Here is a 26,488-nt window from a genome sequence, read left to right as displayed (position 1 = left end):
GTTCAACTCATCTGGAAGGGATAGACGGAGCCCAGTTTAAGGATCCGGCTCAGTTCATCCAATGCCGTCCGGCACTCCACCAGCAGCTGCGGGTCGGCCAGGTCGGCTTCGGACAGGCGGTCGCGGTAGTGCTTGTCGACCCAGGCCACCAGGGTGTCGTACAGCGCCGGAGTCATGACCACGCCCGGGTTCACCGCGGCCAGCTCGGCCTCGTTGAGCGCCACGCGCAGGCGCAGGCAGGCCGGGCCGCCGCCGTTCTGCATGCTCTGCTTGAGGTCGAAGACCTTCACTTCGCGGATCGGCCCGCCCTCGGCGGTCAGGCGCGACAGGTAGTTCCACACGCGCTCGTTCTGCCGGCACTCTTCCGGGACGATCAGCAGCATGCTGCCGTCGGCGCGGCTGAGCAGTTGACTGTTGAACAGGTAGGACCTGACCGCGTCTTCCACGCTCACCTGGTCGCCCGGCACGCAGACCGGCTGGAAGCGGCCGCCACGGCGGCCCAGCTTGGCGTCCAGCTCGGCCAGTACCTTGTCGGTGTCGAGGAAGGCGTCCTGGTGGTAGAACAGCACCTCGCCGTTGCCCACGGAAATCACGTCGTTGTGGAACACGCCCTGGTCGATCACCGCCGGGTTCTGCTGGGCGTAGACCACGCCCTCCTCGCCCAGGCCGTGCAGGCGGGCCACCGCCTGGCAGGCTTCCAGGGTCTGCCGCGCCGGGTAACGCTGCGGCGCCGGGAAGCGGCTGTCGAAGGCGCTGCGGCCGAACACGAAGAACTCCACGCCGGCCTCGCCGTAGCCCTTGCAGAAGCGCGTGTGGTTGGCCGCGCCCTCGTCGCCGAACTGCGCCACCGCCGGCAGCGCCGCGTGGTGGGCGAAGTGTTTCTCGTCGCGGAACATGGCGCCGAGGATGCGGCTGGTGACCGGGTGCTCGATGGAGCGGTGGAACTTGCAGTTCAGGTTGGCCGCGGTGAAGTGCACGCGGCCATCGGCGGTGTCGGCGCTGGGGCTGACGGTGGCGGCATTGGCCGTCCACATGCAGGAGGCCGAGCTGACCGCGGCGAGCAGCGGCATGGCTTCCTTGGCCGCCTTGGCGATGACTTCGGCATCGCTACCGCTGAAGCCGAGGGCCCGCAGCGACGCCACGGCCGGGCGTTCCTGCGGGGCGAGCACACCCTGCTTGAAGCCCATCTCCATCAGCGCCTTCATCTTCGCCAGGCCCTGCTTGGCGGCTTCCTTCGGGTTGGACGCCACCTGGCTGTTGCTCTGCGAGGCGACGTTGCCGTAGGACAGGCCGCCGTAGTTGTGCGTCGGGCCGACAAGACCGTCGAAGTTCATTTCATAGGCGGTCATCACAGGCTCACTCCCGGAGTCAGGGTTGCAGGCAGGGCAAGGCTTTCGCTTTCCAGCGAAGCCACCGGATAGGCGCAGTAGTCGGCGGCGTAGTAGGCGCTCGGGCGGTGGTTGCCGGAGGCGCCGATACCGCCGAAGGGCGCGCTGCTGGCGGCGCCGGTCAGTTGCTTGTTCCAGTTGACGATGCCGGCGCGGCTGTCGAGCAGGAAGCTCTCGAAGCGCTCGCGGGAATCGGACAGCAGGCCGGCGGCCAGGCCGTACTGGGTGGCGTTGGCTTCGCGCACGGCTTCGTCGAAATCGCCGTAGCGGATGACCTGCAGCAGCGGGCCGAAGAATTCTTCGTCCGGGCGCTGCGCCACGCCGCTCACGTCGAGGATGCCGGGGGTCAGCAGGGCCGCGCCTTCCAGCGGCTGGGACATGGCCAGCAGGGCCACGGCGCCGTTGGCCAGCAGGTGCTCCTGGGCCTTGAGCAGGTGCTCGGCGGCGGCCAGGGAGATCACCGAGCCCATGAAGGGCGCCGGCTGTTCGTCGAAGCGGCCGACCTTGATGCTCGCGGTCACCGCCACCAGGCGCGCCAGCAGGGCGTCGCCCCACTCGCCCGCCGGTACCAGCAGGCGCCGCGCGCAGGTGCAGCGCTGGCCGGCGGAGATGAAGGCGGACTGGATGATGGTGTAGACGGCGGCGTCGATGTCCTTCACTTCATCGACGATCAGCGGGTTGTTGCCGCCCATCTCCAGCGCCAGGATCTTCTGCGGCTGGCCGCCGAACTGGCTGTGCAGCAGATTGCCGGTGCGGCTGGAGCCGGTGAAGAACAGGCCGTCGATGTCCGCGTGCGCAGCCAGGGCCACGCCGGTGTCGCGGGCGCCCTGCACCAGGTTGAGCACGCCCGCCGGCAGGCCGGCGTCGATCCAGGCGCGGACGGTCAGCTCGGCGACCTTGGGCGTCAGTTCGCTGGGCTTGAAGATCACGCAGTTGCCGGCCAGCAGCGCCGGCACTATATGGCCGTTGGGCAGGTGGCCGGGGAAGTTGTAGGGGCCGAACACCGCGACCACCCCGTGCGGCTTGTGGCGCAGCACGGCCGTGGCGTCGGCCAGCGGGCCGCTCTTGATGCCGGTGCGCTCGCGGTAGGCCTGGACCGAGATGGCCACCTTGTTGACCATGCTGGTGACTTCGGTGCTGGCTTCCCACAGCGGCTTGCCGGTTTCCTCGCCGATCGCCCGGACCAGCTCGTCGCTGCGCACCTTGAGGGTGGCGGCGAAGGCTTCCAGCACGGCGATGCGCTCTTCCAGCGGGCGCCGCGCCCAGGCCGGGAAGGCGGCGCGGGCGGCGGCCACGGCGGTGTCGACCTGTCCGGCGCTGGCGGCGCGGCCGCTCCAGACCACGGCCTGGCTGACCGGGTCGAGGGATTCCAGGGTAGCGCCCTCGCCCGCCTGCCACTGGCCGGCGATGTAGTGGGTAGTCATCTCTTGTTCTCCTCCGATCCGCGCGGGATCAGCGTTTTCCGGCGGACAGCGGCACCGCGCGCACCGAGGCGCCGGCGGACAGGCGCAGGCGCTTGGCGGTCTGCGCGTCGACCACCAGGGAGCCGGCGGCGACCCGCGCCGGGGCCGCGGCGATGCGGCATTCCTCGCGCTTGCGGTTGTGGATCAGGTAAGGCTCGGCGTCGTCGCCGGGCGTGCCGATGGCCAGCACCAGCGCCTGGCTGTCGGCGATGGCGCGGATCTTCTCGGTCGGCGCCTCGATGGCCGGGCCTGCGTCGAAGATGTCGACGTAGCCCTGGTAGCTGAAGCCCTCGGCCTTGAGCATGGCCAGCGCCGGCTCGGTGTCCGGGTGCACGCGGCCGATCACGTTGCGCGCCTCTTCCGAGAGGAAGCAGGTGTACAGCGGGAACTTCGGCATCAGTTCGGCGATGAAGGCCTTGTTGCCGACGCCGGTCAGGTAGTCCGCCTGGCTGAATTCCATCTTGAAGAAGTGCCGGCCCAGGCTTTCCCAGAACGGCGAGCGGCCGTCGGCGTCGGACATGCCGCGCATCTCGGCGATCACCTTGTCGCCGAACAGCTCGCGGAACTCGGCGATGAACAGGAAGCGCGCCTTGGACAGCAGCCGGCCGTTGAGGCCCGTGCGGTGGTCGGCATGCAGGAACAGCGAGCACAGCTCGGACTGCCCGGTGAGGTCGTTGGCCAGGAACAGCGTGGGGATCTCGCGGTGGATGCCCAGTTCCTGGGAGGCGCTGACGGTGAGGCCGACGCGGTAGTTGTACCAGGGCTCGCGCAGGCCGACGGCGCCGGCCACGGCGGAGATGCCGACGACCTTGCCGGCATCGTCCTCGAGGACGAACAGGTAGTCGGCGTCGGCGCGCTCGGCTTCGCCGCGGAAGGCCTTCTCGGCCCAGCCGACGCGGTGCGCCAGGCGCTGTTCGTTGGCCGGCAGCGTGGTCAGCCCGGTGCCGGTGCTGCGCGCCAGTTCGATGAGGGCCGGCAGGTCGGCGCTGGTGACAGGACGAACGATCATATTCACTCCGTTCAAGCTATGAGCCGGAAGCCGGAAGCTGGAAGTTGAAAGCGCTGAGCCTCCAGCTTCCGGCTTCTGGCTTCCAGCTCGTTAAACCGCTACCAGACGCACACTGGCGCCTTCGCCGATGCCCAGGGCCTCGGCGGTTTCGGCGCTGAGGGTCACCGGCTTGCCGGGCACCCAGTCCAGCTCGGCGACCAGGGCGCGGTAGTCCTGCAGCAGGCCGTTGGTGACCAGGTAGCTGCGCGTGGCCTTGGGCACCTCGCCGATGCGCACCGGCACCAGGCGGCTCTGGGCGATGGAGCGGATGCCCGAGGTGCGCGCATGCAGGGTCGGGCCGCCATCGAAGATGTCGATGTAGTTGTCGGTCTCGAAGCCTTCGCGCATCAGGATGTCGAAGGTGATCTGCGCCCGCGGGTGCACCTGGCCCATGGCTTCCTGGGCCTCGTCCGGCAGCAGCGGCACGTAGATCGGGTAGTGCGGCATCAGCTCGGCGAGGAAGGTGCGGCTCTTCAGGCCCGAGAGCTTCTCGGCCTCGCTGTAGTTGAGGTCGAAGAAGTTGCGCCCCACGGCGTTCCAGAACGGCGATTCGCCCTGCTCGTCGCTGTAGCCGACGATCTCGGTGACCACGGCGTCGGCGAAGCGCTCCGGGTGGCTGGCCATGAACAGCAGGCGGCCGCGGGAGTTGAGCTCGGCGATGGGCGTGTTCACCAGCTCGCGCTGCACGTAGAAGCTGGTCAGCAGGCTGTTGCCGGTGAGGTCGTGGCACAGCGAGAGGACGTGGATCTTGTTGTGGATCTTCAGCTCGCGCGAGGCGTGCACGAAGGTCTCGTTGCGGAAGCTGTAGAAGGGCTCGGAGAAGCCGGCCGAGGCGACTATGGCCGAGCAGCCGACCAGTCGCCCGGTCTGCGTGTCCTCGAGGACGAAGAAGTAGCTTTCCTCGCCGTTGTAGCTGACTTCGGCGGCGAACGAGGCCTCCGAGGCCAGGATCTTTTCCTTCAGCCGTTCCGCGTCGTCCGGCAGCGACGTGACGCCGACCGGGCTGTCCGCGGCGAGACGCTGCACCTGCTGCAGGTCGGCCGCTTGGGCGGGGCGCATCACCAGCATGGCGTCACTCCTCTAACCAGACAAAACCATATGAACTTCCCCGTCGCGTCGCGGGCACGGCACAGCCTGCGCCAACGCATTCGGGGCCTGCGAAAAACGGCCGGGCAAGCCGGCCGCATCGAACCGGCGCCGGCGGGATGCCCGGCGCCGTACTGCGGATCAGCCGCGGGTGAGCTTGGCCACCGCGCGCTCCAGGCGATCCAGGCCTTCGTCGATGTCGGCGTCGTCGATCACCAGGCTGGGCGCGAAGCGCACCACGTCCGGACCGGCCTGCAGGATCATCAGGCCTTCCTTCTCGGCGGCGTTGAACACGTCCTTGGCCTTGCCCTTCCAGGCATCGGCCAGCACCGCGCCGATCAACAGGCCGAGGCCGCGGACCTGGGTGAAGATGCCGTATTCCTGGCCGAGCTTCTCCAGGCGCGCCTTGAAGCGCTCGTGCTTGGCGCGCACGCCTTCGAGCACCTCGGGCGTATTGATCACATCGAAGGCCGCGCCGGACACCGCGCAGGCCAGCGGGTTGCCGCCGTAGGTGGTGCCGTGGGTGCCGACGACCAGGTGTTCGGCGATCTTCGCGGTGGTCAGCATGGCGCCGATGGGGAAGCCGCCGCCCAGGCTCTTGGCACTGGAGAGGATGTCCGGGACCACGCCGTAGTGCTGGTAGGCGTAAAGGTAGCCGGTACGGCCGAAACCGCTCTGCACTTCGTCGAAGATCAGCAGCGCGCCGTTGTCGTCGCACAGCTTGCGCACGCCTTCCAGGTAGGCCTTGTCGGCCGGCAGCACGCCGCTCTCGCCCTGCACCGGCTCGATGATGACCGCGCAGGTCTTGTCCGAGATGGCGGCCTTGAGCGCGTCCAGGTCGTTGAACGGGATGTGGGTGATGCCTTCGACCTTCGGCCCGAAGCCGTCGGAATACTTGGCCTGGCCGCCGACGTTGACGGTGAACAGGGTGCGGCCGTGGAAGCTGTTGACCATCGAGATGATCTCGTACTTCTGCGGGCCGTAGACGTCGTGGGCGTAACGGCGCGCCAGCTTGAGCGCGGCCTCGTTGGCCTCGGCGCCGGAGTTGGCGAAGAACACCCGCTCGGCGAAGGTGGCGCCGATCAGCTTCTGCGCCAGGCGCAGGGCCGGCTCGTTGGTGAACACGTTGGATACGTGCCAGATCCTGTTGGCCTGCTCGGCCAGCGCGCCCACCAGCGCCGGGTGGCAGTGGCCCAGGGAGTTCACGGCGATGCCACCGGCGAAGTCCACCAGCTCGCGGCCGCTCTGGTCCCAGACTCGCGAACCCTGCCCACGCACCGGAATGAAAGCGGCCGGGGAGTAGTTGGGGACCATCAGCTGGTCGAAGTCGGAGCGTTGTACCTGAGCGTGCGGAGCGGACATCGGTGTTCTCCTGCCTGGTGAGGCGGCTATCGATGGAAGGATTGTAGGGACGAAAAACCGGTTGGCATTGCCGCCAAGCGACAACTTCTTATAGCGCCAACCCGTGGATTTCCGAGGCTTTCGGAAATGCGACAGAAAGCGTCGGTAAGGCGCAGTGTAAAGCCAGGGCGGGCCTGCGGGTACAAGGCGCGGGGGAATTTGTTCGATGGTCGGACGGGGGAAGGTTGGGTGGGGTTTTCGTGGGAGCGAGAGGACGCCTGGCCCTTCCCCTTCGGGGCGTTCGGCGGTGCCGGGAAATCCCGATTGTTCGCGAGCAAGCTCGCTCCTACGAAAAGCCCACGCAGCACCGCGCTTGCTCTTGTAGGTGCGAGCTTGCTCGCGAAGGGGATTCCCCGGTGGCTACGGTGCCTTGGCTCGGCTCCGCCCCTCTCCCTAACCCTCTCCCTGAAGGGAGAGGGGACCGTTGGGCAGGGCTGGATGTTCTGGCGTCAGCCGGCAACGCCAAATATCGCCGACTGAAACCTGGCCTCCTCTCGGCACGGACGGCTCCCTCTCCCTTCAGGGAGAGGGCTGGGGAGAGGGAACGCGGCCAAGCCCAACACCAGCATAACCGGGAGCCTCTCCCGCTCCGCTCACCCCCGCTCCCCCGGCCCCAGCGCACCATCGGCAGCCCCCTGCCCACGACGCTGGTTCCGGTCCTCACGAGGGGTAACGCCAAAGAAATTACGGTAAGCACTGGAGAAGTGCGGCCCACTGGAGAACCCGCAGGACAGGCCAATCTGGATGATCGACTTGCTGGTCTGCATGAGCATCTGCCGCGCGCGGTTCAGGCGCAGTTCCAGGTAGTACTGGCTGGGCACGCGGGTCAGGTACTGCTTGAAGATGCGCTCCAGCTGGCGACGCGACACGCAGACGTGCTGGGCGATCTCGTCGGTGGTCAGCGGCTCTTCGATGTTCGCTTCCATCAGCAGCACCGCCTGGGTGAGCTTCGGGTGGCTGGAGCCGAGGCGGTTCTTCAGCGGGATGCGCTGGCGCTCGCTGCCCTCGCGGATGCGCTCGACCACCAGCTCCTCGGACACCGCGCCGGCCAGTTCCGCGCCGTGGTCGCGGGACAGCACCGCCAGCAGCAGGTCGAGCACGGCCATGCCGCCGCAGGCGCTGAGGCGGTCGCGGTCCCACTCGAACAGGTGGTTGGTGGCGATGACCTTGGGGTAGCGCTCGGTGAAGTCGTCGTGCCAGCGCCAGTGCACCGCGGCGCGGTAGCCGTCGAGCAGGCCGAGCTGGGCCAGCGGGTAGATGCCGGCGGACAGCGCGCCGACGCTGGCGCCACCGCGGGCCAGTTGCTTGAGCGCGGCGGCCAGCGGCGCGGAAACCTGCTGCGGCGCCTCGTCGGCGACCAGGAAGACGCGCTGGCACTGCTCCAGCACGCCCTGCCAGGCCTGCCCCGGCAGGCGCCAGCCTTCGCCCTCGGCGGGTTGCTCGGCGTTCATGAACACCGGGTCGTAGAGCGCTTCGGGGTGCAGGCGCCGGGCGACCCGCAGGGCCTCCTCGGCGAGCGCCAGGGTCAGCGCGCGGGTCTGGGGCCAGAGCAGGAAACCGATGCGTTGGGCAGTCATGCGGAGGCTTCTGTCGACTTCGTCGGGGGACAGCTTACTTCAAGCTGCCGGAAAGGAACTGCTTGAGGCGGTCCGATTGAGGATTTGCCAGGACTTCCTTCGGGCAACCGCGCTCTTCCACCAGGCCCTTGTGCAGGAACACCAGCTGGTTGGAGACCTCGCGGGCGAAGCCCATCTCGTGGGTCACCACCACCATGGTGCGGCCTTCCTGGGCCAGGTCCTGCATGACCTTGAGCACTTCGCCGACCAGCTCCGGGTCCAGCGCCGAGGTCGGCTCGTCGAACAGCATCACCTCCGGTTCCATGGCCAGGGCGCGGGCGATGGCCACGCGCTGCTGCTCGCCGCCGCTCATGTGCGCCGGGTAGGCGTCCTTGCGGTGCGCCACGCCGACCTTGGCCAGGTAGTGCTCGGCCTTCTCCAGGGCTTCCTTCTTCGACACGCCGAGCACGTGCACGGGCGCCTCGATGACGTTGTCCAGGGCGCTCATGTGCGACCACAGGTTGAAGTGCTGGAACACCATCGACAGGCGCGAGCGCATGCGCTGCAGCTGACGGGTGTCGGCGGCCTTGAGCGCGCCGTCCTTGTTCGGCACCAGCTTCAGCTCCTCGCCGTTGAGCAGGATCTTGCCGGCGTGGGGCTGCTCCAGCAGGTTGATGCAGCGCAGGAAGGTGCTCTTGCCCGAGCCGGAGGAGCCGATGATGCTGATCACGTCGCCCGCTTTCGCCGCCAGGGAAACGCCCTTGAGCACTTCGTGGGTGCCGTAGCGCTTGTGCAGGTCTTGGATTTCCAGTTTGTACATGTCGGTTACTCGAATTCAGTCGTTGATCAGCCGGCCCGTACGGAACGGCTCGCGCCCGGCCACCTTGGCCATCCAGTGTCCCGCCAGCGCGTAGCGCCCCCGCTCCAGGGCGAAGAGCACGCCGGCGGTTCCGGCGCACACGGTGCTGACCTTGTCGTTCAACGGGTCCACCACCTCGAACAGCGCCTCGCCCTTCTCCACCCAGTCGCCGGCGCGGCGCAGGAAGCTGACCACCCCGGCGTGGGGCGCGGCGAGGTATTCGGTGCCCTCGAAGGGCATGCCTTCGCAGCATTCGGCCGGCGCTTGCGGCCATTCGCCGGCGATCAGCCCCTGTTCGGCGAGGAAGGCCAGGATCGCCTCGGCGTTGTCGCGCGCCTGCTCGACGCGGGTATCGCCCATGCTGCCCAGCTCGACTGTGGTGGCCATGCATGCCGCAGGCACGGCGGCCTGTGGATAAGCACGGGCCAGGCGCAGCCAGGGCAGCGAGCAGGATTCGTCGAAGGAGTTGCCACCGGAGTCCTCGGCCAGCAGCGCCACGCCCGCCTTCAGCCGTGCAGCGAGGGAGCGCCATTGCGGCCAGTGCTGGGGAATGGCGTAGAGGTGGATGCAGGCCTCGAAGTCGCAGTGCAGGTCGAGCACCACGTCGGCGTCGCAGGCATGGCGCAGCAGCAGGCGCTGCATGGCTTGCAGCTCGGAGGTGGCCGGCGCCAGCGCGTCGAGGACTTCGCGCATGTGCTGGCGGATCAGCTGCACGTTGGCCTCGGCGTCGTCACCCAGTTGGCCGGCGATGCGCGGCTCGACCAGGGATGCCAGGTCGACGAAGCCGCGGTTGAAGTTCTGCCCGCTGTTCGCCTCGAAACGCCCGAGGTGGCTGGCTTGCAGCCACTGGTCGAGGCCGATGGGGTTGGCCACCGGCACCAGCTCGACCGTGCCCAGCAGGCGGCCTTCGGCCTCCAGCGCGGCCAGGCGCAGCTTCAGCTCCCAGGCGGTGCGCATGCCCGGCAGCTCGTCGGCGTGCAGGCTGGCCTGGATGTAGGCCTTGCGCGGGCCGGCGCCGTAGCGGAACAGGCTCAGGCGGCGTTCGCTGCCGAGGCTGGCGCAGGGCAACAGGTGATCGATGCGTTGCATGTTCCCCTCCTCCGCCTCAGTGCTTGCGCGGCGCCAGGTAGGCCAGCCAGCGGCGTTCGGCGGCCTTGAACAGGCGCACCAGGATCAGCGTCAGGATCAGGTAGAAGACCCCGGCGGTGATGAAGGCCTCGAACGGCAGGTAGTACTGCGAGTTCACGGTACGCGCGGCGCCGGTGATGTCCACCAGGGTGACGATGGAAGCCAGGCTGGTGGTCTGCAGCATCATGATCACCTCGTTGCTGTACTGCGGCAGCGCGCGGCGCAGCGCCGAGGGCAGGAGGATGCGGCGGTACATCTTCAGGCGCGACATGCCCATGGCCTTGGCCGCCTCGATCTCGCCATGGGGCGTGGCCTTGAGGCTGCCGGCGAGGATTTCCGCGGTGTAGGCGCTGGTGTTGATGGCGAAGGCCAGGCAGGCGCAGAAGCTGGCATTGGACAGCCAGGGCCAGAACACGCTGTTGCGCACCGTCTCGAACTGGGCCAGGCCGTAGTAGATCAGGAACAGCTGCACCAGCATGGGCGTGCCGCGGATCACGTAGGTGTACAGCCAGGCCGGCAGGTTCACCGCCGGGCGCTTGGACACGCGCATCAGCGCCAGCGGCACGGCCAGCAGCAGGCCCACGGCCAGGGAGATCAGCAGCAGCTTGAGGGTCACCAGCAGGCCGCCGAAGTACAGCGGCAGGTTTTCCCAGATGACGGTGTAGTCGAAAATCATCGCGTGGCTCCCCTTACAAATCCGCGACCTTGACGCCCACCGAGTAGCGGCGCTCGAGCAGGCGCAGCAACAGCAGCGAGACGCTGGTCACCACCAGGTAGAGGGCGGCGACGAACAGGTACCAGGTGAACGGCTCGCGGGTGGCGTCCGCGGCCTGCTTGGCCTTGAACATCATGTCCTGCAGGCTGACCACCGAGATCAGCGCAGTGGCCTTGACCAGCACCAGCCAGTTGTTGGTGAAGCCGGGGATGGCCAGGCGGATCATCTGCGGCACCTGCACGCGGAAGAACACCTGCAGGTGGCTCATGCCGTAGGCGAAGCCGGCCTCGGCCTGGCCCTTGGGGATGGCCATGAAGGCGCCGCGGAAGGTTTCCGAGAGGTAGGCGCCGAAGATGAAGCCGAGGGTGCCGACGCCGACGACGAAGGGGTTGAGGTCGATGTAGTCGTCGTGACCCAGCAGCGGCGCGACGCGGTTCACCAGGTCCTGGCCGCCGTAGAAGATCAGCAGGATCAGCACCAGGTCGGGTACGCCGCGGATCACCGTGGAGTAGGCGTCGCCGCACCAGGCCAGCCACCTGACCGGCGACAGGCGGAAGGCCGCGCCGACCAGGCCGAGCACCGCCGCCAGGGCCATCGACAACAGGGCGAGCTGGAGGGTCAGCCAGGCACCATCGACGATGGTGGCCGCGTAACCGTTGAACATGGTCAGCACCTCATGCAACCGCTCGCCGCAGCGGCGAACGCAGAACGACGGGCCACGGAGCCCGGGAAAACCGGCCGCGGTCGCCCAGCGTCCGCCGCCCAATAAAAAAGTGGCACAAACAGCAGGGACCGTTACCGTTTCGTCACGGCCGCGACGGAACAATTTTTTGCGCGGGGCAAGGTGCACGCGTCACGGCTCGGTCATCCCAGATGAACAGCGAGCGAGGCCCCCGCACAAAAAATAGCCCGTCCCTTCGGGTTGCGCGGCAAATGACGCCATGCGTCGTTGCGGGATTTGGCAAGGGAACACCATTGCCTGCATCCCGCGCCTAGCCTGGCGTCATTTGTCGCAGCAACGCGACTCGCGCCGAAACGGCAACGATCCCCGGGCCTCGGCCCGGGTTTGCGCCACTTTCCGGTCAGGGATCAGTTCGAGCCGTAGACGTCGAACTTGAAGTACTTGTCCTGGACCTGCTTGTACTTGCCGTTGGCGCGCAGCGCGGCGATGGCCGCGTTGAACTTGCCGGCCAGGGCGCTATCGCCCTTGCGCACGGCGATGCCCACGCCTTCGCCGAAGTACTTCTCGTCGGTCAGTTGCGGGCCGACGAAGGCGAAGCCCTTGCCGGCGTCGGTCTTGAGGAAGCCGTCGTCGAGGTTGACCGAGTCGGCGACCACCGCGTTCACGCGGCCGGCCACCAGGTCCATGTTGGCTTCCTGCTGGGAGTTGTAGCGCACCACTTCCACGCCGGCCGGGGTCAGTTCGCCGGAAGCGTAGCGATCCGCGGTGCTGCCACGCAGCACGCCGACCTTCTTGCCCTTGAGGTCGGTCAGCGGGTCGTTCAGCGCCGAGCCTTCCTTCATCACGTAGCGGGCCGGGGTGTTGTAGTACTTGTTGGTGAAGTCCACGGACTTCTTGCGCTCGTCGGTGATGGTCATCGACGAGAGGATGGCGTCGATCTTGCGCACTTTCAGCGCCGGGATCAGGCCGTCGAATTCCTGCTCGACCCAGGTGCACTTGACCTTCATCTCTTCGCACAGGGCGTTGCCGATGTCGACGTCGAAGCCGGCCAGTTGGCCATCGGGAGTCTTGAAGGAGAACGGCGGGTAGGCCGCTTCGATGCCGATACGCACGGGCTTGTCGTCGGCGTGGGCCATAGCGGTGATAGCGGAGAGCGCCAGCGCGCCGAGAAGTGCGAACTTCTTCATCAGTAACTCCTTCGAGGGTAGGACTTCGATTGGCAGGAGAAAGGGGTTGGCCCAGGCTGCCCGTGCAGAAGTGAAGGTTATTGTCGTCTGCGCGCATTGCCGTGGCGGGTTTCTCGTGGAAAACCACGCCATCCAGGGTGAGCGGCATTCTAGCGACAGCCCCTGGGCGGTTATTTCTTCAATGCGACAACTAATTATAGAAGCACCGGAGAGCGGGCTCCGACGTCTTGACGGGGCGGATTTTAGGTGATCAAGGCGGGAAGAGTAAAACCAATTTTCACTGCAGGTATCGAGCCAATTAATGGACACCTCAATGAATACGCGGCCTCCAGCCTGGGGTAGTTTTCTGGAGTTCAGAAAAGGCGCACAGAAAGCGGGCGAAATGTTTCCAGGCGCCTCATTTTGTCGCAGCAGGGCGGGAGGTGTTACCGCTTGCGCAAAGGCCGGTCCCTACCCTGTCGTTCTGAATCTGACCTGGCGGACTTCTTCTCGGAGAGTGGTTCGCCATTGCCAGGACGCATCGTCGCCAGCTCTTCAAACCCTTCCAGTAGCTCGGCAAAGATGTCGCGCTTTCTCGTCATGCTGATCTCCCATCCAGAATCATGAATCCTGCATGGCATGCGTCATGGTGAACGATCGAAAACGGACGAAACGGCGGTAGGAGTGGTCTATCAGCCCTCAGGAAACCGCCTTGGCAATCAACCTGTAGGATCTCATCCGCGAATCGCGCCGGGACGGTCGGCTATCGCGGACAAGGTCCTCCTACAGTTCCAGGGAAGCCCCGTAGGATGGGTTGAGCGAAGCGATACCCATCACCGCCACCGCATGGGTTTCGCAAGCTCAACCCATCCTACGAAGAGCACCTCGGCGCAGCCGGCAAGACAGTTGCTCCTACGTTACAGGCGAGCATGGCTCCTACGAAGAGCATTCTGGCTCGGTCTGTCCTACAGTGGAAGAAAGAAAAACGCCCCGGCAAGCCGGGGCGTTTTTCGTTGCGGAGGCGGATCAGGCGGCTTTCATCGCCCGGTGGGTGTCCACCAGGTGCTGCACCACGCCCGGGTCGGCCAGGGTGGAGATGTCGCCCAGGGCGTCGTACTCGGCGGTGGCGATCTTGCGCAGGATGCGGCGCATGATCTTGCCCGAGCGGGTCTTCGGCAGGCCCGGGGCCCACTGGATGACGTCCGGGGTGGCGATCGGGCCGATCTCCTTGCGCACCCAGGCCTTGAGTTCCTGGCGCAGCTGCTCGTTGGCTTCCTCGCCGGCGTTCAGGGTGACGTAGACGTAGATGCCCTGCCCCTTGATGTCGTGCGGCACGCCAACCACCGCGGCCTCGGCCACTTTCGGGTGGGCGACCATGGCGCTCTCGATCTCGGCGGTGCCCATACGGTGCCCGGAGACGTTGAGTACGTCGTCGACGCGGCCGGTGATCCAGTAGTAGCCATCCTCGTCGCGGCGGGCGCCGTCACCGGTGAAGTACATGCCCTTGAAGGTCTTGAAGTAGGTGTCGACGAAGCGGTCGTGGTCGCCGTACAGGGTGCGCGCCTGGCCCGGCCAGGAGTCGAGGATCACCAGGTTGCCCTCGGCCGCGCCCTCGATGATGTTGCCCAGGTTGTCCACCAGCGCCGGCACCACGCCGAAGAACGGCTTGGCGGCGGAGCCCGGCTTCAGCGCGTGGGCGCCCGGCAGCGGGGTCATCAGGCAGGCGCCGGTCTCGGTCTGCCACCAGGTATCGACGATCGGGCAGCGCGACTGGCCGACGGTCTCGTAGTACCACTGCCAGGCTTCCGGGTTGATCGGTTCGCCCACCGAGCCCAGCAGGCGCAGGCTGGAACCGTCGGCGCCTTCGACCGCGGCCTTGCCCTCGGCCATCATGGCGCGGATGGCGGTGGGCGCGGTGTAGAGGATGTTGACCTTGTGCTTGTCGACGATCCTGGCGACGCGGGTGATGTCCGGGTAGTTCGGCACGCCTTCGAACAGCACGGTGGTGGCGCCATTGGCCAGCGGGCCGTAGACCACGTAGCTGTGGCCGGTGACCCAGCCGATGTCGGCGGTGCACCAGAAGACCTCGCCGGGGCGGTAGTCGAACACCCGCTCATGGGTCAGCGAGGCGTACACCAGGTAGCCGCCGGTGGTGTGCAGCACGCCCTTGGGCTTGCCAGTGGAGCCGGAGGTGTAGAGGATGAACAGCGGGTCCTCGGCGCCCATTTCCTTGGGCGCGCAGGTGGTGCCGGCGACCTTCATCAGGTCTTCGTACCAGACGTCGCGGTGCGCGTTCCACTTGATGTCCGAACCGGTGCGCTTGCAGACGATGATCTTCTGCACGCTGTTGGTTTCCGGGTTGGTCAGGGCATCGTCGACGTTGGCCTTGAGCGGGGTCTTCTTGCCGCCGCGCACGCCTTCGTCGGCGGTGATCACGATCTTCGAGCGGCAGTCGATGATGCGCCCGGCCAGGGCTTCGGGGGAGAAGCCGCCGAACACCACGGAGTGGATGGCGCCGATGCGGGTGCAGGCGAGCATGGCCACCACGGCTTCCGGGATCATCGGCATGTAGATGGTCACCACGTCGCCGCGGTGCACGTCCTGGCCGCGCAGGGCGTTGGCGAACTTGCAGACCTGCTCGTGCAGCTGGCGGTAGGTGATTTCCTGGTGCTCGGACGGGTCGTCGCCTTCCCAGATGATCGCCAACTGGTCGCCGCGCTCGGCGAGGTGACGGTCCAGGCAGTTGTAGGAAACGTTGAGCGTGCCGTCGGCGAACCACTTGATGTCGACGTGGTGGTCGTCGAAGGAGGTCTGCTTGACCTTGGTGAAGGGCTTGATCCACTCCACCCGCTGGGCCTGCTCGCGCCAGAAGCCGTCGGGGTTGACCACCGACTGCTGGTACAGCTTCTTGTAGCTGGCTTCGTCGGTCAGGGTATTGGCGGCCACTTCGGGACGCACGGGATACACGGATGCCGCACTCATGACGCATTACCTCGGTTCGGAGTGTTGTTCTTGTTGGGACCAAGTTGTAACGGCCGGGGTGCGCAGGGACCATACGACCATGGTCTTACCAATCCTTAGTCGTAGTGATAGGCCCCATCAGCCCGGCTGACGGGGCCTGCGGCAATGCGTCACATGCCCAGCGCCTGCGGCAGCGCGAGGGAGATGAAGGGCACGTAGGTGACCAGGATCAGGAACAGCAGCAGGATCATCAGCCACGGTAGCGCCGCGCGGATGGTCGCCCCCAGCGGCATGCCGGTGACCGCCGAGGTGACGAACAGGTTGAGCCCCACCGGCGGGTGCACCAGGCCGATTTCCATGTTCACCACCATGACGATGCCCAGATGGATCGGATCGATACCCAGCTTCATGGCGATGGGGAAGAAGATCGGCGCGAGGATCAGCGTGATCGCCGAAGGCTCCATGAAGCTGCCGGCGACCAGCAGCACCACGTTGACCATCAGCAGGAAGCCGATCGGCGTCAGGCCCTCCTGCACCACCCATTCGGTGATCTGCTGGGGGATCTGCTCGGTGGTCAGCACGTGGGCGAAGAGCATGGCGTTGGCGATGATGAACATCAGCATAATGCTCAGCCGCCCCGACTCCACCAGCACCTTGGGGCAGTCGCGCAGGCGCATGTCCTTGTACACGAAGAGCGCGACGAAGGCCGAATAGACCGCCGCCACCGCCGCCGCCTCGGTCGGGGTGAACAGCCCGGAGTAGATGCCGCCGAGAATGATCACCAGCAACGCCAGGCCCCAGCCGGCGCGGCGCGCGGTGGCCAGCCACTCGCGCAGGCTCACCCGCGGTTGCGCCGGCAGCTTCTTGATCCGCGCGACTATGTAGATCACCACCATCAGGATCACCCCGAGCAGCAGCCCCGGCACCACCCCGGCGACGAACAGCTTGCCCACCGAGGTCTCGGTAGCGGCCGAGTAGACCACCATGACGATCGATGGCGGGATGAGGATGCCCAGGGTACCGGCGTTGCAGATGATCCCGGCGCCGAACTCGCGCGGATAGCCCGAGCGCACCATGCCGGCCACGGCGATGGAACCCACCGCCGCCACCGTCGCCGGCGAGGAGCCGGACAGCGCGGCGAACAGCATGCAGGCCAGCACCGCGGCGATCGCCAGGCCGCCGCGGATATGCCCGACGCAGGCGTTGGCGAAGTCGATCAGCCGCTGGGCCACCCCGCCGGTGGTCATGAAGGCCCCGGAGAGCAGGAAGAACGGGATCGCCAGCAGCGTGTAGGCCTCGGAGGTCTCGAACAGCTTGATCGCCAGCGAGCGTACCGAGTCCTGGCTGAACATCAGGATGGTCAGGGCCCCGGACAGGCCCAGGGAGATGGCGATGGGCACGCCGATGAACATGAGCAGGAACAGCAGCAGGAACAGCACCAGGACGGTCATGGGCGCGTCTCCTTCGCTTCCTCGCCGGCCAGGCGGGTGGCCTCGGCGGCCTCGTCGGCCAGGCCCAGGCCGAGTTGCCTGCCGCGCAGCAGACGCACCAGGATTTCCAGGTAGCGCACCAGCACCAGGGCGAAGCCGATCGGCACTATCACGGCGATGTAGGCCTGGAGGATGCCGAAGTGATCGAGGTCCTCCGCGCCGATGCCGGCGACGAACAGGGTCTTCACCCAGGCGAAGCTGGCGACCATGAACAGCCCGGCGTAGGCCAGGCAGCAGAGGCAGGCGACTACGCCGATGGCCCGCTGCACCCGGCGCGGCGCCAGGCGCACCAGGGCATCGACGCCGAGATGGCCGGCAGTGCGCACGCCGTAGGCGATGCCGAAGAAGATCAACCAGCCGAACAGCGCCTTGGTCAGGGCATTGCTCCAGGACATGTCCTGGGCAACGCCCAGCAGCGCGTCGCCGATGGCGTAGGCCGGCCGCTGCAGGGCCGGCAGGTTGTCGCCGAGGTCGTAGAAGACGGTGAAGACGTTGGTCAGCACCACGTAGACGAAGGTCACCAACGTCATGGCCGCCAGGAGCAGGGCGATCACGCCCTCCTCCAGGTGGTTGCAGACGCGCACGAGGGATTTCATGGCTGCGCACTCCGAAGCGCCCCGCCAGGCGGGGCGCTGCTGGGGGTCATTGGGGGCGGTTGGCGGCCTGGGCGGCCTGGAGGAAGTCGGCGCCGACGTTGCCTTCGAACTTGCGCCACACCGGCTGCATGGCCTCGCGCCAGTCGGCGCGCTGCTGCGGGGTGAGCTTGCGAATCTCGCTGGCGCCGGTGGCCAGGATGCGTTCGCGCGCCTGCTGGTTGAGGCGTTCGGCCTGCTGGTTGACCTGCACGGTGACCTCGTCCATCACCGCCTGCAGCGTTTGCCGCACATCCGCCGGCAAGCCGTTCCAGAACGCCGCGTTGGTAATCACCATGTAGTCCACCAGGCCATGGTCGGACTCGGTGAAATACTTCTGCACCTCGTTGACCTTCTGGCTCTCGTAGTTCGACCAGGTGTTCTCGGTGCCGTTGACCACCCCGGTCTGCAAGCCCTGGTAGACCTCGGCGAAGGACATCTTGCGGGAGATCGCGCGCAGCGCGCGGAACTGTTCGTTGAGCACGTCCGAGGCCTGCACGCGGAATTTCAGGCCGCGGGCATCGGCCGGCTCCAGCAGCGGGCGGTTGGCGGAAAGCTGCTTCATCCCGTTGTGCCAGTAGGCCAGGCCGAGGATGCCCTTGCTCTGCATGCTGGTCAGCAGGCTGCGGCCCTGGGGGCTGCGCTGGAAACGGTCGACGGCCTGGATGTCGTCGAACAGGAACGGCAGGTCGAAGATCTGCACCTTCCTGGTGTACTGCTCGAACTTGGCCAGCGACGGCGCCAGCATCTGCACGTCGCCCAGCAGCAGGGCCTCCATCTCCTTGCCGTCGCCGAACAGCGAGGAGTTGGGGTAGACCTCCACGCGCACCCGGCCGGGCAGGCGTTCCTCGGCCAGGCGCTTGAACAGCAGCGCGCCCTGCCCTTTGGGGGTGTTCTCCGCGACCACGTGGGAGAACTTGATCACTATGGGCGCGTCGGCGGCCTGCGCCGCGACGGCGCAGGACAGCGCCAGAACGGCGAGCAGAACCCGCCGGATCGATCCGAACATCGCGTCACCCTCAGGTTGTTCTTGTAGTGGCGAGGTGGGCCGGGTGGTAGGCCCGCGATGAGACTGACGCAATGCTGGCGTTCGGAGAATTCGCGTTTTCCCAAAGCCGCATTCGGTTTGCTGGAACGCAGCCCACAAGGCCACGCGCGACGGGCTGTGGGACGAATCCGGGAAGCAAGGCGCCGCCCGGGCGGGCGGCGCGGTTCAGGCGGCCTGGCGCCTCAGTTGGGCAGGCGCGCGCTGTGCTCGAGCATCAGTTGCTCGTCCTCGGCGAGCATGCCGGGGATGCAGTCGCGGAGGAATTCGACCCAGGTGCGGATCTTCGCATCGAGGAACTGCCGCGACGGGTAGAGCGCGTAGATGTTCAGGTGGAACAGGCTGTAGCCGGGCATCACCCGCACCAGGCTGCCGTTGCGCAGGCCCTCCACCGCCGAGTACACCGGCAGCGCGCCTATGCCCATGCCGGCCACCACCGCCTCGGTCAGGGCGTCGGCGGTGTTGACCTGGAAGTGGGTGTGGTCGATGTGCGCCAGCTCCTCGCCGTCCGGGCCGTGGAACAGCCACTTGTCCAGCGACATCACGCTGTTCACCAGGCGCAGGCAGCGGTGCCCGGCCAGTTCCGCCGGCACCTTGGGCGAGCCATGCCGCGTCACGTAGGCGGGCGCCGCGCAGAGCACGCTGTGGGTCTGCCCCAGGCGCTTGGAGACGAAGCCGGAGTCGGGCAGCTCGGGGGCGATCACCACCGAGATGTCGTAGCCCTCGTCGAGGATGTCGGTGGTGCGGTTGGCCAGGGTCAGGTCGAAGCTGACTTCCGAGTACATCTCGCTGTACTGGGAGATCGCCTTGATCAGGTAGTGCTGGCCGATGCCGGTCATGGCATGCACCTTGAGCTTGCCGGCCGGGCGCGAGTGGGCGTCGCTGGCCTCGGCCTCGGCTTCCTCGATGTAGCCGAGGATCTGCTGGCAGCGCAGCAGGTAGCGCTGGCCGGCCTCGGTGAGGGCGATGCGGCGGGTGGTGCGGTGCAGCAGGCGGGTACGCAGGTGGGCTTCGAGCTTGGCCACGGTACGCGAGACGTAGGCCGTGGTGAGGTCCATGCGCTGGGCGGCGGCGGTGAAGCTGCCGGTCTCGGCGACACAGACGAAGGCACGCATGTTGTGCAGCAGGTCCATCATTTCTCCTGAGAGCCTGTCCGCGCGCCGTGCCGGGCGATGCCGGCTACAGCAAAGTCTTGTTACAGATTCGCGACAGGCGGCGAATTGTCGCATAACTGCCCACGGCGAATTGTTGTTTTTCAGGCAACAATAATTCGCCCAACTGTCAGCTTATCCTGCCTCCGGCGGTTTTCTAGAATCGCCTCCCCACCGCGGCCCCTCCGCAGTTCCCAGGATTCACAGCTGTGTTCCGCCATACGCGCCAGGCTCGTTTCGCCCCTGCTCCGTCGCCCTTCCCGCAGCCCTGCGGTTGCACAGTTCCCGACTCGCCGCTGCCCCGATGAACAGCCTCACCCGCATCAGCGCGCGCCTGCCCGGCGCCGACGCGCTGCGCCAGGCGGCGTCCGCCTGGGCCCATAGCGACGGGGTGACCTGGGTGTTCATCGGCAAGACCCTGCTCACCGCCTTCCTCGCCCTGTGGCTGGCCTACCGCCTGGAGCTGCCGCAGCCGAACACCGTGCTGGTCAGCGCCTTCATCGTGCTGCAGCCGCAGAGCGGGCAGGTCCTGGCCAAGAGCTTCTACCGCATCCTCGGCACCCTGGCCGGGCTCACGGTGATGGTCACCTTCATCGCCCTGTTCGCCCAGGAGCGCGTGCTGTTCCTGCTCTGCGTGTCGCTCTGGGTCGGCCTGTGCACCGCCGGCGCCGCGCGCTACCGCGACTTCCGCGCCTACGCCTGCCTGCTGGCCGGCTACACCGCGGTGATGATCGGCATCCCCGCCACCCTGCACCCGGAGGGCGCCTTCATGGCGGCGCTGTGGCGGGTGCTGGAGATCACCCTGGGCATCTTCTGCACCGGCCTGGTCAGCGCCCTGGTGCTGCCGCAGACCAGCAGCGCCGCGCTGCGCAACGCCCTGGACAGCCGCTTCGGCGACTTCGCCGGGCTGGCCGCCGCCGGCCTGGAAGGCACCCTCGACCACGCCCGCTTCGAGCAGGCCGCCGCGCGCATCGCCGCCGAGGCCGTGGGCCTGGAGAACCTGCGCAACGTCACCGCCTTCGAAGACCCGCACATGCGCCTGCGCAGCGGCCGCCTGGCGCGCCTGAACAGCGAGTTCATGCAGCTGACCACGCGCTTCCACGCCCTGCAGCGCCTGCTCGACCGCCTGCGCGAACGCCAGGCCGGCGCCGTGCTGGAAGTGCTGATGCCGTGCCTGGTGGAGGTCGGCGGGCTGCTCGCCGGCTGGCATGGCCGGCCGCTGCGCGACGCCGACGCGGCCTTTCTCGCCGCCCAGCTGGAACACTGCCGCCAGCAGCTGATGCCGCAGATCCGCGAGGCCCGCGCCAGACTCGCCCACGCCTGCCCGCGGGAGGCCGACCAGTTGGACTTCGAGACCGCCGCCGAGCTGCTGTTCCGCTTCGCCGGCGACCTCCACGACTACGCCCAGACCCACGCCTCCCTGGCCGCCCACAAGCACATCCGCGAGCAGTGGAAGGAACGCTTCACGCCCAAGGCCAACGCTGTGGCCGCGGCCGTCGCCGGGCTGCGCTGCGCGCTGCTGGTGCTGGTCGGCGGGGTGTTCTGGATCGAGACTTCGTGGCTCAGCGGCGCCACCTTCACCCTCACCTCGGTGCTGATCGCCGCGCTGTCCTCGGCCTCGCCCAACCCCAAGCGCCTGTCGCTGCAGCTGACCTTCGGCACCCTGCTGGGCGCCACGCTGGGCTTCATCCTCACCTTCCGCGTGCTGCCGCACCTGGATGGCTTCCCGCTGCTGTGCATGGTGCTGGCGCCGGTGTTCGCCCTCGGCGCCTTCCTCATCACCCGCCCGCAATGGAGCGGCTACGGCGTGGGCCTGCTGGTGTGGTTCTGCATCGCCTCGCTGCCGGCCAACCTGGCGCGCTACGACGCCTACACCTTCATCAACGAATACCTGGCCATGCTGCTGTCCATGGGCATGGCGGTGGTGGCGGCGATGGTGATACTGCCGCCCAACCGCCCCTGGCTGTGGGAGCGCCTGGAGGCCGAACTGCGCATGCGCGTGGTGCACACCATCAGCGACCCGCTGAAGGGCCTGTCGGCCGGTTTCGAAAGCGGCACCCGCGACCTGCTCAACCAGGCCTACGGCCTGGCCAGCGGCCGCCCCGACGTGCAACGCCGGCTGCTGCGCTGGATGTTCCAGGTGCAGGAAGTGGGCCTGGCGATCATCGAGCTGCGCCGCGAACAGGCGGTGCTGCCCGACGAGCCCTGGTACGCCGAGCACATGCCCTGGCGCCGCGCCATCCGCGCCATGGGCCGGGCACTGATCCGCCTGTTCATCCAGCCCAGCGAGCACAACCGCCTGCGCGCCCTGGCGGCGGTAGAGCACGCCATCCACAGCACCCGCAGCACCCAGGAACCGCGCCCGCCGCACTTCGACACCTCGCCGCTGCGGCGCATGTGCAGCTACCTGCACTTCATCCGCACCTCGCTGCTCGACCCCAGCTCGCCGCTGCGGGAGAGCTCGCGGGGTTGAGGAAGCCGCGCGCCGTGCCCCACCTGTAGGAGCCCGCCCTGCGCGCGAATCGCGGACAGAGTCTCCTACCGCATGAGCGAGCATGGCTTTTCGTAGGATGGTGTTGAGCGAAGCGATACCCATCACCGCAACCGCATGGGTTTCGCAAGCTCAACCCATCCTACGAAGAGCGTCTCGGTGCGGCCCGCAAGACAGTTGCTCCTACGGTTCCAGGAAGCACGGTCGGAACGGACCTTGTCCGCGATAGCCGGACCCACCGGCGCGATTCCATGTAGGAGCGCGCCCTGCGCACGAAATCGCGGGCAGGGCCCGCTCCTACAATTGGTGCATCCTGATACCCATTGCGCGACGGCTGCGACACGACCGCGCAGCGTCATTATGCCCGCGCGCCCCCCGAAAACCCGCGCCGTTGCTGGATTGTTGCCTATTAGTACGAGGTATTTCTGGCTTCCAGGCATATGAATATGCCCGCCGCGGACCTACCATTTGCTTGCTGTTGAAGCGCGCCGCAACACCCAAGAACCCGATTGCAACATCCCTAAAGACATCTTCCCGATGAAGCCGATGAACTTCGTCCTGGCCGCGTGCGCCCGGATGCGGCTCCCGCTCGGGAAAAAGGCAGGAAAATTCATGAAAGCCCTAGTCGTTCTGGCCCTGGCCGGCTTCTCCTCGCTCGCCCTCGCTGCGCAAGCGGACGAGGCTGCCCAACCTCAGAGTCCGGCAGTGGAGCAATACACCTACGGAATGAACCTGGACGTCGCCCACGTGGTTTCCACCACCGACGTCTCCAACCAGTGCGGGGTCGTGCCCGCGCAGATGACCTACGAAGACTCGAAGGGCGAGCGTCACACCATCGAGTACCAGGTCTGGGGCAACGGCTGCACTGGCGGCTAGGCCCATCCGGAACGCAACCGCGAAGGGTCCACGCCCCCTTCGCGGCGCGTTGCAGGTTTTCTCCCCTCCCCCTTCCCTAACGCTGCAGCACCGACCTCGCCAGGTTGCGGCTGTGCGCCCCGAACGCCCGGATCAACGCCAATAGCTGTTCGTCCAGCTGCGCATCGTGCTGCAGCGGCGCCAGTTCGTTGCCGGCGCTGAAACCGACGCCGGCATCCGCCGGGACCGTCGCCAGCCAATGACCGATCGCCGCATCGAAGGCCGCCGCATGGGCATGGGATTCGGCCGCCACCACCTCCCGCGGGTAATCGGCCGAATACGCCGGATAGCCCCCGTCGCCGGAAGCATCGGCATAGGCGGCGAGCAACGCCGAACCCTGCGGCTTGCGCAGCGATTCCAGCAGCCAGTCCAGCTGGTAGCGCTCCACACCCAGGTGGCGGCTGGCCACGCGGCTGATGGCGGCCTTCTTGTCGGCGTCGAAACCGGCCATGGCCTTGAGCGCGGTCCACAGCATGCTGGCGGTGGTTTCGCCGGGTAATGGCGTGCTGTGGTAGGGCTGCGTCAGGTCCTGGATGTAATGCATCGACCAGCCGAGGAAACGGTAGCCCCAGTATGGATGGCCATGTTCGAAGGCATAACGCGCCAGGCCGTGGAACTGGTAGGCGCGCCATTCCGGCCAGCTGCGCTGCAGGTAGGGCGCGCCGGCGAAGATGATCGGCGACTCGTGGTAGAAGCCCATGTGGAACGGCGCCTGGGAGCTGAACTCGTAGCCCGGGTCGCCGAACGGCTGCGGGCCGAAGCCATAGCGCTGGCCAGCCGTTCCAGGGTTGTCGCTGAACAGGTGGATGTCATGGCCGAAGTCCGGCTCGTCGCTAGCGCTGGCCAGCACCGCCAGGGCCGGCACCGGCTCGCCCGGCTGCAGGGCGATGAAGCGCCAGCGCGCCCAGCCGGCGAGGTCGTGGAACACCAGCACGTCGGACGCCTTCAGGTGCGGCCGCGCGGGCTGGTCGTGCCCCTGCTCGGGCTGGATGGCGTTGGCCAGCTTGATCTCCGGGTTCAGCCGCAGGGCCGTGAGAAAGGCCAGGCGCAGGTCCTGCTCCGCGCCGGTGAAGCGCAGTGCGTCGGGGCGCGCCGGGTACTGGCGGAAGTGCTCGCGGGCGAAGCGCTCCTGCTCGTCGAGCAGCGGCACCAGGCCCTCGCGTTCGGCGGCGAGGAAGGCTTCCAGCGGCTCCATGGGCACCGCCGGCGCAGTGGCCACGGCCGGCAATTGCGCCAGGGCCTGGTAGCTGCCCAGGGCATGGTTGGACCAGGCCCAGAGGCAACGCGGCAGGATCAGCAGGGACAGCAGCAGGCAAATGCGCAACCGGTGGCTCATGGGGCCTCCACTCTTCTCGGACGATGCCCGCAGCCTAGCAATCCCGGCGCCGCGGGGCACTGTCGCAGAGGGCCAGGGCGATTCACCGATAAGGCCAGGCTGACCATCATCAATGGCGAGCGCGGGGCCAGCCACTACACTTGCCGGGCATGACCTGCCGGCAGGGCGCCGTTGCCGCCGGCCATCGCAAGAAGGCATTTCCCCCATGCTGCAATCCGTGTCACCGAAGAACGACCTGCCGCTGAAGAACGAGGCCGATCCCCAGCGTAGCGGTGTGCTCGCCCCGTTCGGCATCGCGGCCTTCCGCATCATCTGGATCTGCAACCTGTTCGCCAACCTGGGCACCTGGGCGCAGTCGGTGGCCGCCGCCTGGGTGGTCACCGAGGCCCACGCCAGCCCGCTGATGGTGGCGATGATCCAGGTCGCCTCGGCGCTGCCGCTGGTGCTGCTGTCGATCCTCTCCGGGGTGCTGGCGGACAACCACGACAGGCGCAAGATCATGCTCGTCGGCCTCACCATCGAACTGTCCGGCGCCGCCCTGGTGACGCTGCTGGCGTTCCTCGGCTACCTCGACCCGCTGCTGCTGATCGCGTCCATCCTCTGGCTGTCGCTGGGCAGCTCCATCACCATCCCGGCCTGGCAGGCGGCGGTGAACGAGCAGGTGCCGCCGCGCCTGGTAGGCGATGCGGTGCTGCTCAACAGCGTCAACTACAACGTCGCCCGCGCGGTCGGCCCGGCCATCGGCGGCCTGCTGCTGTCGGCCACCGGCGCGCCCTGGGTGTTCCTGTTCAACTGCCTGTGCTACGCCTCGCTGATCTGGGCCATCTGGCAATGGCGCCGCGAGGTACCCAAGCGCACCCTGCCGCCGGAACACATCGTCGAAGGGGTGGTGGCGGCGCTGCGCTTCACCCAGTACTCCAGCGTCACCCGCCTGGTGATGCTGCGCTCGGCGGTGTTCGGCCTGTCGGCCAGCGCGGTCTGGGCGCTGCTGCCGCTGCTGGCGCACCGCAACCCCGATGGCAACGCCTCGGTGTACGGCTACATGCTCGGCGCCCTGGGCCTGGGCGCCATCCTCGGCAGCACCCTGGTCGGCCGCCTGCGCAAGGTGATCGGCACCAGCCGGCTGATCAGCCTGGGCGGCGGCACCCTAGGCCTGGTGCTGCTGATCCTCGGCACGGTGGACAACCTCTGGGTGCTGTTCCCGGCGCTGATCCTCGGCGGCAGTTGCTGGATAGCCGCGGTGGCCAGCTACAACTCGGCGGTGCAGATACTGGTGCCGGACTGGGTCAAGGCGCGCGCCCTGGCGCTGTACCAGACCGCCATCTACGGCGGCCTGGCGCTGGGCTCGTTCCTCTGGGGCCACTTCGCCGGCACCCTGGGCGTGCAGGGCGCGCTGCTGGCCGCCGGCTGCCTGCTGCTGGTGTCGGTGGCGCTGCTGTACAACTCGCGCCTGCCGGAACTCGACCCCGGCAGCATCACCCGCGCGCCCAGCACCCTGCCGGGGGAGCCGACCTTCGTCTTCGACACCCAGCGCGGCTCGGTGCTGGTGACCATCGAATACCGCATCCCGGCCGAGCGCACCCGCGACTTCGTCCGCGCGGCCAAGGCGCTGCGCCGCCTGCGCCTGCGCAACGGCGCCGAACGCTGGGCGCTGTACCGCGACATCAGCGACAAGGAGGCCTGGCAGGAGGTGTTCCTGGTGGACAACTGGATCGCCCACCTGAGGATGCTCGACCGCATGACGCTGGAAGACAAGACCATCATCGACACGGTCACCAGCCTGCATGCGGGGGATGCGCCGCCGAAGATGAGGCATGGGGTGAGCTATGAGTCGGGGAGCTACGAGGCGCCGCCGGAGACGTTGGGGTGAGGGTGTTCGCCTTGGGGTGAGGTGCCCGGCGGGAAGTCCGCTCCCTCTCCCCAGCCCTCTCCCTGAAGGGAGAGGGGACCGTTCGGTATGGACTGGAAATTCGGC

At 67.4% G+C, this 26,488-nt stretch carries 19 protein-coding genes and 1 pseudogene; 3 read left to right on the top strand and 17 right to left on the bottom strand.

What is annotated here, in order from left to right; translation table 11 throughout:
• Positions 1-2: 2 nt before the first annotated feature.
• From astB to IG194_RS22345, 16 genes are all read right to left on the bottom strand, one after another.
• Positions 3-1,349 carry an N-succinylarginine dihydrolase gene (astB, locus tag IG194_RS22420; protein ID WP_043314240.1) on the bottom strand — a complete coding sequence of 449 codons (1,347 nt, stop codon included), beginning with the start codon at positions 1,347-1,349 and terminating at the stop codon, positions 3-5.
• Positions 1,349-2,812, bottom strand: coding sequence for a succinylglutamate-semialdehyde dehydrogenase (gene astD, locus IG194_RS22415; protein WP_058488798.1), 1,464 nt, complete (start codon positions 2,810-2,812; stop codon positions 1,349-1,351). Before astD ends, astB begins: the two co-directional genes overlap by 1 nt.
• Positions 2,813-2,840: 28 nt before the next feature.
• Positions 2,841-3,860, bottom strand: a complete 1,020-nt coding sequence (gene astA / locus IG194_RS22410) for an arginine N-succinyltransferase (protein WP_043267706.1) — start codon at positions 3,858-3,860, stop codon at positions 2,841-2,843.
• Positions 3,861-3,950: 90 nt separating this feature from the next.
• Positions 3,951-4,967 carry an arginine/ornithine succinyltransferase subunit alpha gene (aruF, locus tag IG194_RS22405; RefSeq protein WP_058488797.1) on the bottom strand — a complete coding sequence of 339 codons (1,017 nt, stop codon included), beginning with the start codon at positions 4,965-4,967 and terminating at the stop codon, positions 3,951-3,953.
• 159 nt (positions 4,968-5,126) lie between these two features.
• Positions 5,127-6,347 (bottom strand): aspartate aminotransferase family protein, encoded by a 1,221-nt coding sequence (locus tag IG194_RS22400; RefSeq protein ID WP_058488796.1) that lies wholly within the window; start codon positions 6,345-6,347, stop codon positions 5,127-5,129.
• Between the two features lie 632 nt (positions 6,348-6,979).
• On the bottom strand, positions 6,980-7,963 hold the full coding sequence (argR, locus tag IG194_RS22395) for a transcriptional regulator ArgR (RefSeq protein ID WP_058488795.1): 984 nt from the start codon (positions 7,961-7,963) through the stop codon (positions 6,980-6,982).
• Positions 7,964-7,997: 34 nt separating this feature from the next.
• Positions 7,998-8,762 (bottom strand): arginine/ornithine transport ATP-binding protein AotP, encoded by a 765-nt coding sequence (aotP, locus tag IG194_RS22390; RefSeq protein WP_009620746.1) that lies wholly within the window; start codon positions 8,760-8,762, stop codon positions 7,998-8,000.
• A gap of 15 nt (positions 8,763-8,777) precedes the next feature.
• Positions 8,778-9,890 (bottom strand): succinylglutamate desuccinylase/aspartoacylase family protein, encoded by a 1,113-nt coding sequence (locus IG194_RS22385; protein WP_058488794.1) that lies wholly within the window; start codon positions 9,888-9,890, stop codon positions 8,778-8,780.
• Positions 9,891-9,906: 16 nt separating this feature from the next.
• Positions 9,907-10,605 (bottom strand): ABC transporter permease, encoded by a 699-nt coding sequence (locus tag IG194_RS22380; RefSeq protein ID WP_009620743.1) that lies wholly within the window; start codon positions 10,603-10,605, stop codon positions 9,907-9,909.
• 13 nt (positions 10,606-10,618) lie between these two features.
• Positions 10,619-11,308 carry an ABC transporter permease gene (locus tag IG194_RS22375; RefSeq protein WP_009620741.1) on the bottom strand — a complete coding sequence of 230 codons (690 nt, stop codon included), beginning with the start codon at positions 11,306-11,308 and terminating at the stop codon, positions 10,619-10,621.
• Positions 11,309-11,733: 425 nt separating this feature from the next.
• Positions 11,734-12,513, bottom strand: coding sequence for an ABC transporter substrate-binding protein (locus IG194_RS22370; protein ID WP_009620740.1), 780 nt, complete (start codon positions 12,511-12,513; stop codon positions 11,734-11,736).
• Positions 12,514-13,518: 1,005 nt separating this feature from the next.
• Positions 13,519-15,474 (bottom strand): acetate--CoA ligase, encoded by a 1,956-nt coding sequence (acs, locus tag IG194_RS22365; RefSeq protein WP_058488793.1) that lies wholly within the window; start codon positions 15,472-15,474, stop codon positions 13,519-13,521.
• Between the two features lie 149 nt (positions 15,475-15,623).
• The gene (dctM, locus tag IG194_RS22360; RefSeq protein WP_009620736.1) at positions 15,624-16,904 is read right to left on the bottom strand and encodes a C4-dicarboxylate TRAP transporter large permease protein DctM; all 1,281 of its coding nucleotides are present in this window, start codon (positions 16,902-16,904) and stop codon (positions 15,624-15,626) included.
• Entirely contained in the window at positions 16,901-17,539 is a 639-nt protein-coding gene (locus IG194_RS22355; protein ID WP_058488792.1) for a TRAP transporter small permease, read from the bottom strand. Before IG194_RS22355 ends, dctM begins: the two co-directional genes overlap by 4 nt.
• Positions 17,540-17,585: 46 nt before the next feature.
• Positions 17,586-18,584 carry a TRAP transporter substrate-binding protein gene (locus IG194_RS22350; protein WP_009620733.1) on the bottom strand — a complete coding sequence of 333 codons (999 nt, stop codon included), beginning with the start codon at positions 18,582-18,584 and terminating at the stop codon, positions 17,586-17,588.
• A 221-nt stretch (positions 18,585-18,805) separates the two neighbouring features.
• Positions 18,806-19,753, bottom strand: a complete 948-nt coding sequence (locus tag IG194_RS22345) for a LysR family transcriptional regulator (protein ID WP_058488791.1) — start codon at positions 19,751-19,753, stop codon at positions 18,806-18,808.
• 322 nt (positions 19,754-20,075) lie between these two features.
• Between IG194_RS22345 and IG194_RS22340 the strand changes: the two genes are divergently transcribed.
• Both IG194_RS22340 and IG194_RS22335 read left to right on the top strand, forming a co-directional pair.
• A complete protein-coding gene (locus tag IG194_RS22340) occupies positions 20,076-22,244 on the top strand; it encodes an FUSC family protein (RefSeq protein WP_058488790.1) in 2,169 nt (722 codons plus the stop codon).
• 630 nt (positions 22,245-22,874) lie between these two features.
• Positions 22,875-23,138 carry a DUF2790 domain-containing protein gene (locus IG194_RS22335; RefSeq protein ID WP_009618416.1) on the top strand — a complete coding sequence of 88 codons (264 nt, stop codon included), beginning with the start codon at positions 22,875-22,877 and terminating at the stop codon, positions 23,136-23,138.
• 57 nt (positions 23,139-23,195) lie between these two features.
• Here IG194_RS22335 and IG194_RS22330 read toward each other — a convergent pair.
• Positions 23,196-24,513: pseudogene (locus IG194_RS22330) on the bottom strand (phospholipase); the annotation flags it as partial.
• 205 nt (positions 24,514-24,718) lie between these two features.
• Here IG194_RS22330 and IG194_RS22325 point away from each other — a divergent pair.
• Positions 24,719-26,383: an MFS transporter gene (locus IG194_RS22325; protein ID WP_058488788.1), complete on the top strand. Its 1,665-nt coding sequence runs from the start codon at positions 24,719-24,721 to the stop codon at positions 26,381-26,383.
• Positions 26,384-26,488 lie beyond the last annotated feature (105 nt).

Origin of the sequence: Pseudomonas sp. ADPe (assembly GCF_014843515.1) — a bacterium.
GTDB lineage: Bacteria > Pseudomonadota > Gammaproteobacteria > Pseudomonadales > Pseudomonadaceae > Pseudomonas > Pseudomonas citronellolis.
The sequence above is the reverse complement of the archived record's forward strand: the minus strand, read 5'-3'. Positions and strand labels throughout refer to the sequence as shown.